Annotated in this window: 7 protein-coding genes and 2 pseudogenes; 6 read left to right on the plus strand and 3 right to left on the minus strand. The window is 67.8% G+C overall.

All coding sequences use genetic code 11. The features are described from left to right. The 3 genes and pseudogenes from ACFE99_RS19030 to ACFE99_RS19040 form a co-directional block, all read left to right on the plus strand. Positions 1–415 (plus strand): annotated as a pseudogene (locus tag ACFE99_RS19030) (hypothetical protein); the annotation flags it as partial. Between the two features lie 45 nt (positions 416–460). Next, positions 461–1,810, plus strand: a complete 1,350-nt coding sequence (mshA, locus tag ACFE99_RS19035; protein WP_375487989.1) for a D-inositol-3-phosphate glycosyltransferase — start codon at positions 461–463, stop codon at positions 1,808–1,810. 38 nt (positions 1,811–1,848) lie between these two features. Further along, the gene (locus ACFE99_RS19040; protein WP_375487997.1) at positions 1,849–2,376 is read left to right on the plus strand and encodes a YbjN domain-containing protein; all 528 of its coding nucleotides are present in this window, start codon (positions 1,849–1,851) and stop codon (positions 2,374–2,376) included. Here ACFE99_RS19040 and ACFE99_RS19045 read toward each other — a convergent pair. Continuing rightward, positions 2,352–3,170, minus strand: a complete 819-nt coding sequence (locus ACFE99_RS19045) for a TetR/AcrR family transcriptional regulator (RefSeq protein ID WP_375487991.1) — start codon at positions 3,168–3,170, stop codon at positions 2,352–2,354. The two genes, ACFE99_RS19040 and ACFE99_RS19045, sit on opposite strands and share 25 nt — an antisense overlap. A gap of 22 nt (positions 3,171–3,192) precedes the next feature. Then, positions 3,193–3,767 (minus strand): annotated as a pseudogene (locus tag ACFE99_RS19050) (FAD-dependent monooxygenase); the annotation flags it as partial. A gap of 131 nt (positions 3,768–3,898) precedes the next feature. On the opposite strand from ACFE99_RS19050, the gene ACFE99_RS19055 reads away from it, so the two are divergent. The 3 genes from ACFE99_RS19055 to regX all read left to right on the plus strand — a co-directional run bounded on the left by ACFE99_RS19055 (position 3,899) and on the right by regX (position 6,737). Next, the gene (locus ACFE99_RS19055) at positions 3,899–4,648 is read left to right on the plus strand and encodes a phosphoglyceromutase (RefSeq protein WP_375487993.1); all 750 of its coding nucleotides are present in this window, start codon (positions 3,899–3,901) and stop codon (positions 4,646–4,648) included. Positions 4,649–4,781: 133 nt separating this feature from the next. Then, a complete protein-coding gene (locus ACFE99_RS19060) occupies positions 4,782–6,008 on the plus strand; it encodes a sensor histidine kinase (protein ID WP_375487994.1) in 1,227 nt (408 codons plus the stop codon). A 45-nt stretch (positions 6,009–6,053) separates the two neighbouring features. Further along, positions 6,054–6,737: a two-component sensory transduction protein RegX gene (regX, locus tag ACFE99_RS19065; RefSeq protein WP_375487995.1), complete on the plus strand. Its 684-nt coding sequence runs from the start codon at positions 6,054–6,056 to the stop codon at positions 6,735–6,737. Between the two features lie 594 nt (positions 6,738–7,331). On the opposite strand, the gene ACFE99_RS19070 is transcribed toward regX, so the two are convergent. Continuing rightward, on the minus strand, positions 7,332–8,699 hold a 1,368-nt coding region (locus ACFE99_RS19070; RefSeq protein ID WP_375487996.1), incomplete at its 5' end, for a GMC family oxidoreductase N-terminal domain-containing protein.

Consider the following 8,699-nt stretch of genomic DNA (forward strand, 5'->3'; position numbering starts at 1 on the left):
CGGTCCGGCCAGCGCCATCACGGAGCTGGTGCGAGCGGCGCGCAACGGCAACCAGCAAGCCAAAGAGCTACTGGCCGAGCGTGCGCGGGGGCGCGGGGAAGCGGTGGCGTTGCTGCGCGCTCTGCTCAACCCCGACGACTTGGTGGTCGGGGGCCAGGCGTTCACCGAGTACCCCGAAGGCATGGAACACGTCGAGGCGGCGTTCGCTGCCCGCTCGGTGCTGCCGGCGCGCGATATCCGGGTCACCGCGTTCAGCAACCGCGTCCAGGAGGCCGGGGCCGGGATCGTGTCGCTGGGCGGGCTCTACGCCGATCCTCTGGGCGCGATGCGTCGCGCCCAGAGCTCACCGGCCGGCGGCACATACGGGTCGCCCCTGCGGGTGGCCGGTGCTGCTGCTCGCGACACGTCGGCGTGACCGGCGGCGTCGGGGCGGCGCGGGCACTACTGCAAAGATGGCTGTGTGCGGAACAGCGAACTGCCCCGGCTCGACGTTTCCCGAATAAACGATCCGCGCCGAGTGGCGGTGCTGTCAGTGCACACGTCGCCGCTGGCCCAGCCGGGCACCGGCGATGCCGGCGGGATGAACGTCTACGTGCTGCAAACCGCGCTGCATCTGGCCCGTCGCGGCGTCGAGGTGGAGATCTTCACCAGGGCCACCACGTCGAGCGATCCATCGGCCGTGCGGGTAGCGCCCGGTGTGCTGGTGCGCAACGTGGTGGCTGGACCGTTCGAAGGCCTCGACAAATACGAGCTGCCCACCCAGCTGTGCGCTTTCGCCGCCGGGGTGTTGCGCGCTGAGGCTGCCCACGAGCCGGGCTACTACGACATCGTGCACTCGCACTACTGGCTTTCCGGTCAAGTCGGCTGGCTGGCCCGCGACCGGTGGGCGGTGCCGTTGGTGCACACCGCGCACACATTGGCCGCGGTGAAGAACGCGGCGCTGGCCGACGGCGATACCCCCGAGCCGCCGCTGCGCACGGTCGGTGAGCAACAGGTGGTCGACGAGGCCGACCGACTGATCGTCAACACCGATGCCGAAGCCGGGCAACTGGTTTCGCTGCACGACGCCGACCCGACGCGAATCGACGTGGCCCATCCCGGGGTGGACCTCGATGTGTTCCGCCCCGGTGATCGCCGCGCGGCCCGGGCCGCGCTGGGACTTCCGTTCGACCAGCACGTGGTGGGCTTCGTCGGCCGTATCCAGCCGCTGAAGGGGCCCGACATTTTGTTGCGCGCCGCCGCCAAACTGCCGGGGGTGCGCGTCGTGGTGGCCGGCGGACCGTCGGGCAGCGGTCTGGCCGCCCCGGACGGGCTGGTTCGCCTGGCCGAGGAACTGGGTATCACCGACCGGGTGACGTTCCTGCCGCCTCAGGACCGCGAGGATCTGGTCCGGTTGTTTCAGGCCGCCGACCTCGTTGCGGTGCCGAGTTATTCGGAGTCGTTCGGGTTGGTTGCCGTGGAGGCGCAAGCCTGCGGGACGCCGGTGGTGGCGGCTGCGGTGGGCGGGTTGCCGGTGGCGGTGCGCGAAGGAATCAGCGGCACGTTGGTAGCGGGCCACGACGTCGACCGGTGGGCCGACGCCATCGACGAGCTGCTGCGGCTCGCTACGGGCCCGCGGGCCTGGGCGATGAGCCGCTCGGCGGTCAAGCATGCGGCATCGTTTTCCTGGGACAACACGGTCGACGCGCTGCTGGACAGCTATCGGCGCGCGATCAGCGAATTCCGGGGAGCGCGGCGGCGACCGCTGCGAGGTCTGGCATCGGCGCGACGGCCCCGACACTGGGCGGCGCCGAGGGGCGTGGGCGCGTGAGCCCCGCCGACGGCGATGGCACATCGGAAGCCGCGCCCATCAGCCACGTGCAGCAGGTCATCGAGGATGCGCTCAACACCAGCCAGCTGACCTTCACCCGGCACGAAGGCGCGCACGGCGGGCTGCCCGGACTGATCGTGGAGTTGCCCGGCGAGCGCAAGCTCAAGACCAACACCATGTTGAGCATCGGCGAGCATTCTGTGCGCATCGAGGCGTTCGTGTGCCGCAAGCCCGACGAGAACCATGCGGGCGTCTACCGCTTCCTGCTTCAACGCAACCGCCGCCTCTACGGAGTGGCCTACACGCTCGACAATGTCGGCGACATCTACCTGGTGGGCCGGATGTCGTTGGCTTCGGTCGACGGAGACGAGATCGACCGGGTGCTGGGCCAGGTCCTCGAAGCGGTCGATTCGGACTTTAATACGTTGTTGGAGTTAGGTTTTCGCTCGTCGATCCAAAGAGAATGGGAGTGGCGGGTGTCGCGCGGCGAATCGCTGAAGAACCTTCAGGCGTTTGCTCACTTGATCGACGACGAAGACCGTCAGGACGGCGGTCGCACCCGGTAATCTCCTGTCGCGGCAGCGCGCAGGAATGCATCGGCGAAGATTGTGCACGCCTGGTCGAGCTCGGGCAGGTCTAGCTCGGGAACGTTGGTGAAGGCGGGACTCAGCATGGAGTGCATTGCGACCGGCGCGATCATTTGGTGAATGAGCAACGGCAGCGGCAGGTTCCGGATGCGACCGGCGGCGACCTCGGCCGCTAGCCATCGACCGAGACTGGCGAGCATCCGCGGGACGGTGTGATGATCCAGGGCCTGCACTGCGGGGCTGGCGGGGCGGGCCAGCGCCTCGGCGAGCATCGCCGGTGCTACCCGTGGTTCGCGGCTGAACGCGTCAGCCAGCAATCGGTAGATCCGGTGCACGGTTTCGGTGAATTCGGCGTCGCCGTCCGAAGTTGCTTCGTCTAGCACCAGGATCGGGCCGTAGCGGTCGAAAACCGCACGCAGCAATTCGTCGCGCCCGCCGAAGACCGCATAGAGGCTGTGCACCGAGCACTGCGCTTGTGCCGCAACCGCTTCCAGCGTCACCGCCGCCAGGCCACGCTCACTGATCAGCGATGCTGCTGCCGCTGCTGCACGTTCCCGCACCGGTGGGCGCCCGCCTGGTTCGACACCCGCGGCGCGTACGGTTGCGTCCAACGGTTGTCGGGAACCGTTGAGTCGCCGCACCAGGGTGCTGCGCGAGACGCCGGCTTCACGAGCGATCGCGATCAGTGGCACATCGGCCACATCTTTGCCGAGGTTCTCGGCGGCGCGCAACGCGGCCTGCACTACGTCGGCGGGGACCGCATTCGTTGACATCGCTAGCGCCAATCCTTTTCGGTCAGAGCTTTGCGGTTCGCTGCGGCTGCGCGTCGGGCGCTCGGCGCGCGAAGGCCGGAGCATGTTCGCGCCTGACACCGACGCCCATCACGTATGCCGGGACGGCGGAGAGCTGGGGAAAGCGGGCCAGGACACCGAGCAGCTTTTTCGGCGCCGGCGTCTTGCCGGTCATGGCGCGGCCCATCACTACGTGCAGCAGGCGTTGCAGCGCCTGGGTGACCACCGTCGCCGGCAGACGGCGGCGTTGTACGGCCGCCAAATCCTTATCGGTAACGCGGTGCTCGCGAAGCGGTGCAGCGAGCAGGGTGGCCGCGGCTACCGCGTCCTGGACGGCGAGGTTGATGCCGACGCCCCCCAGCGGCGACATGGCGTGAGCGGCATCGCCGATGCACAGCAGCCCCGCGGTGTGCCAGTGGTGCAGCCGGTTCAGCCGGACTTCTAAGAGCGGCGCAGCGCCTCGACTCCGCGGGCCCGCAGACGTGCGTCGGCGCCTTTGGGGATGAAGTAAGCGATTTGCAGGTAATCCTCGCGCGGGATGATCCCGATGAGCGCGCCATCTTTGAACCGCGGCAACAACAGCCCCGCCACCATCCCGGCAGGCCCCCCGCCGACGATCACGCACGTTGTCTGCTCGTTCTCGGACGCTCCTCACAGATACCCGGCGGCGACGCGGACCGAGCTGAACGGCTCGTGAGAGACTTGCCGGCATGGCTAACGCTGGCACGCTGGTGCTGCTGCGGCACGGCGAAAGCGACTGGAACGCGCGCAACTTGTTCACCGGCTGGGTCGACGTCGACCTGACCGACAAAGGCCGCGCCGAAGCGATGCGCAGCGGCGAGCTGCTGGTCGAGCACAACCTGCTGCCCGACGTGGTGTACACCTCGCTGCTGCGCCGCGCGATCACCACCGCGAATCTGGCGCTCGACGTCGCTGACCGGCACTGGATTCCGGTGCATCGCAGTTGGCGGCTCAACGAACGCCACTACGGCGCGCTGCAGGGACTGGACAAGTCCGATATCAAGTCGCGCTACGGCGAGGAGCAGTTCATGGCCTGGCGGCGCAGCTATGACACCCCGCCGCCGCCCATCGAGAAGGGCAGCCGGTTCAGCCAGGACACCGATCCCCGTTACGCCGACATCGGCGGTGGCCCGCTGACTGAGTGCCTGGCCGACGTGGTGGCACGGTTCTTGCCGTACTTCACCGACGTCATCGTGCCCGACCTGCGGTTCGGTAAGACGGTGTTGATCGCCGCGCACGGCAATTCGCTACGGGCCCTGGTCAAGTATTTGGACGGTATGCCCGACGAGGAGGTCGTGGGCCTGAATATCCCGACCGGCATTCCGCTGCGTTACAACCTCGACGCGGACCTCAAACCGGTAACGGCAGGCGGCAGCTACCTCGACCCGGAGGCGGCCGCCGCCGGTGCGGCCGCGGTTGCCAGCCAAGGCGCCAGGTAACGACGGCGTTTTGGGAGCTGTCCGGCAAACACCGCGTGAACAATGGCGGAATACATGCGACATTGGATGTGACTTGTCCGATTTTGACCGCGCGCCGCTAGGGTCGCGTTCACCCGATTTGTAGGATTTTTATGTGACTGTGTTCTCGGCGCTATTGCTCGCCGGGGTGTTGTCTTCGCTGGCTTTGGGCGTCGGTATAACGGCGGGGTCCCGGCTGGCAGCACGAGTCGTCGAGCGCCGACGGCGGGTGGCCGCCGAATGGGCCGGGATCACCGTCTCGCAGATGCTGGAGCGCATCGTCGCGCTGTCTCCGGTGGGAACCGCGGTTGTGGACACGCACCGTGACGTGGTCTACCTCAATGACCAGGCCAGCGAACTCGGTTTGGTGCACGACCGCCAGCTCGACGACGAGGCTTGGCAGGCGGCGCAGCGGGTGCTGGGAAGCGGCGACGATACCGAGTTCGACATCTCACCCAACAAGCGGACGGCGCCCGGGCGCTCCGGGCTAGCCGTGCACGGGCAGGCCCGATTGCTCAGCGAGGAAGATCGCCGGTTTGCCGTGGTCTTCGTCTATGACCAGTCGGAGTATGCCCGGATGGAGGCGACCCGGCGCGACTTCGTGGCCAACGTCAGCCACGAACTCAAGACACCGGTTGGCGCCATGGCCGTGCTCGCCGAGGCGCTGTTGGCATCCGCAGACGACCCGGAGACCGTGCGCCGCTTCGGCGAGAAGGTGCTTGTCGAGGCCAACCGGCTAGGCGACATGGTCGGTGAGTTGATCGAGCTGTCGCGACTGCAGGGCGCCGAGCGGTTGCCCGATCTTTCCGATGTCGATGTCGATACCGTTGTGGCCGAAGCGATTTCACGTCACAAAGTCGCCGCGGACAACGCTGATATCGAGGTGCGAACCGACGAACCTAGCGGGTTGCGGGTGCTGGGCAATCAAAGCTTGCTGGTCACGGCACTGGCCAATCTGGTGTCCAACGCGATCGCGTATTCGCCGCGGGGATCGCTGGTGTCGATCAGCCGTCGTCGCCGCGGCGACAACGTCGAGATCGCCGTCACCGACCGCGGTATCGGGATCGCGCGCAAGGACCAGGAGCGGGTCTTCGAGCGGTTCTTCCGGGGCGACAAGGCGCGCTCACGCGCCACCGGCGGCACCGGGCTGGGATTGGCCATCGTCAAGCATGTCGCGGCCAACCACAACGGCAGCATCGGGCTGTGGAGTCAGCCGGGAACGGGGTCGACGTTCACGTTGTCGATCCCGGCCTACCACGACGACGATGACCAACCAAATCAACCATTGGGGCGCGACAAGCGACCCGCGCGGTCCCACCGAGAGGAAGAACTACGCCGATGACCCGCGCTGCCAAGCTAAGCGAAGCGATGAGGAGGAGTGGCGCCGATGACTAGCGTGCTGATCGTTGAGGACGAGGAGTCGCTGGCCGATCCTCTGGCATTTTTACTGCGCAGGGAAGGTTTTGAGGCCACGGTGGTCACCGATGGGCCGTCGGCGCTGGCCGAGTTCGACCGGGCCGGCGCTGACATCGTCCTGCTCGACTTGATGCTGCCGGGCATGTCGGGCACCGACGTGTGCAAACAGCTGCGCGCGCGTTCGAGCGTGCCGGTGATCATGGTCACCGCCCGCGACAGCGAGATCGACAAGGTAGTCGGCCTCGAGCTGGGCGCCGACGACTATGTGACCAAGCCGTATTCGGCCCGCGAGTTGATCGCTCGGATCCGCGCCGTGCTGCGTCGGGGTGGGGACGACGACTCCGAAGTCATCGACGGCGTGCTGGAGTCAGGGCCAGTGCGGATGGACGTCGAGCGGCACATCGTCTCGGTGAACGGCAAGCAGATCACCTTGCCGCTCAAGGAGTTCGATCTGCTGGAATACCTGATGCGCAACAGCGGCCGGGTGCTCACCCGCGGTCAGTTGATCGATCGGGTATGGGGGGCGGACTACGTCGGCGACACGAAGACACTCGATGTCCACGTCAAGCGACTGCGCTCCAAGATCGAAGCAGACCCCGCGAATCCCGTGCACCTGGTGACGGTGCGCGGGCTGGGCTACAAGCTCGAGGGGTAGCAGCGGGCGATGATGCGGGCCGCGCTGCGGTCGCGTTGACCGCCGCATCGTCACTGCGATGTTCCAACCCACGCGGCGACGCCACTCCTCGTATGCCACCTGTCGTTTCTCCGGATCGGCTGGTGCTCTTCCGCCGCTTGCGCTGGCTCGGCTGCGCTGGTACGCGATCTCCTCAGCCAAGGGCCCGAATCCCACCTTTGCGCGCCGATCGTCGACCCCCTCGTCGTCACAGACGGGAAGCGGCGATAGCTGCCCGCTGTGGTCGCTGAGCATCGCCAGCTGCTTGGGATCGGCCTCGCCCGCCACGACCGCCGCGTGCAGCAACTGCCGGCAGCGGCGGTGGAATTCGCGACAGCTGATTGCATGTTGCGCGATCCGGAAGGCCGCCTCGGCGCCTCTCAATGCCGACGCGTGCAGCGGTCGGCCAGCCATGTTGGAGCAGCTGCTCGAGCCGTGCGGCGTTGCGGTTATGCACGGCCTCCATCTCGGGGTGGTAGCCATCGTGCAACACCCGCTGGATGCCAGCCGCGCTCGTACCCGGTCATCTTCGGAAACCATCTGTAAGACGCGGCTTTGAGGCCGCTGTCGATCAATTCACCGCCCCCGGGCGGTCAGCAGTTCGGCTGCGACGGCCTGCGCCAACGCCATGATCGAGACTTGGGGGTTGACCTCCGGGCAGCTGGGCAGAATCGAGGCGTCGGCGACCCACACACCCTCGACGCCACGCAGTCGACCGAACTCGTCGACCGGGCAGCGCTGTTCGTCCGCGCCGGCGGCCGCCGTGCCCGTAGGGTGAAACGCCGCCAGGTGCAAGCGTTTCGGGTTGGTGTGACCCAGCGCATCGTGCAGCGCGGGCAGCGACGTCACTGTCCCTGCGCCGGGCAACCCGGTGAGCACCTCGACCGCGCCGGCGGCGAACAGCAGCCGGCCCATTGCCTCGATCGCGGTCATGAGCTTGGCCGCGTCGGCGGGAGTGATGTCATAGCGCAGCATGGTCTGGCCGTGCACGGAAAGTACCCGGCCGACACCGCGGTCGGCCACCATCGCCCCGAACGTCGCGACGTGCGACGCCCGGTCAAGCCAGCCCAGCAGCTCGGCGCCGTAGCCGGGAAACACCATCGATCCCATGCCCGGCGGTGTCGACGTCGCCTCGATCAGCACGCCCGCCGAAGAGTGCAGCTGGTCGCTGGCTGCGCTTTGCAGCACGCCGCGCCAGGCCACCACATCGTCCTCGAATCGCCCGGCCACCATCACCGCCGGGTGCAGGGCCAGGTTGCGGCCAAGCCGCGGATGTGAGCCAACGGTACTGCGGCGCAATACGTTTGGCGTTTCAGTGGCGCCGGCGGCCAGCACCACCGTGTCGGCGAGCACGTCGAACGCGGTGCCGTCGGGCCGTCGAGCCCGCACGCCGCCTGCACGTCCGCCGGCGTGCAGTACCCGCTCCACTCGAGCGTCGCACAGGATCTGCGCACCGGCCGCACACGCCTGGGGCAGCGCGTTGAGATGCACACCGAACTTGGCATTGCGCGGGCAACCGATCGCGCACTGACAGCAGGCGTCACAGCCGGGCGCGTTGCGCGGGATCGGTGCGGCGTGCCAGCCCAGCGCTGCCGCGCCGTCGAGCAGCAGGTGCCCGTTGCGTCCCATGATTTCCAGCCCCACCGGTGCCACCTGCAGTGTGCGCTCGACATCGTCGAGGTGGCCCGCCAACCGGTCAGGGTCGGCGAGCGACAACCCGAACTCGCCCCACCAGCGCCGCTGGACCGCCTCCGGTGGGCGGTAGCACGTCCCGGAGTTGACGACGGTGGTGCCGCCGACCGCCCGACCGATCGGCAGCACGACCGCCGGGCGCCCGAGCGCGATGGTGGCCCCGGCGCCGCGGTACAGCCCGGCGTAGCGGTCGATCGGGTGCATACTGCGAAACTCGTCGACAGTCCAGCGGCGGCCCTCCTCCAGCACGAC

The organism is uncultured Mycobacterium sp. (assembly GCF_964249325.1).
Taxonomy (GTDB): domain Bacteria; phylum Actinomycetota; class Actinomycetes; order Mycobacteriales; family Mycobacteriaceae; genus Mycobacterium.

Coding starts and splice junctions, on each gene's coding strand:
- regX (WP_375487995.1), top strand. CDS start 6,054: ATGACTAGCGTGCTGATCGTTGAGGACGAGGAGTCGCTGGCCGATCCT.
- ACFE99_RS19045 (WP_375487991.1), bottom strand. CDS start 3,170: ATGTCAACGAATGCGGTCCCCGCCGACGTAGTGCAGGCCGCGTTGCGC.
- ACFE99_RS19055 (WP_375487993.1), top strand. CDS start 3,899: ATGGCTAACGCTGGCACGCTGGTGCTGCTGCGGCACGGCGAAAGCGAC.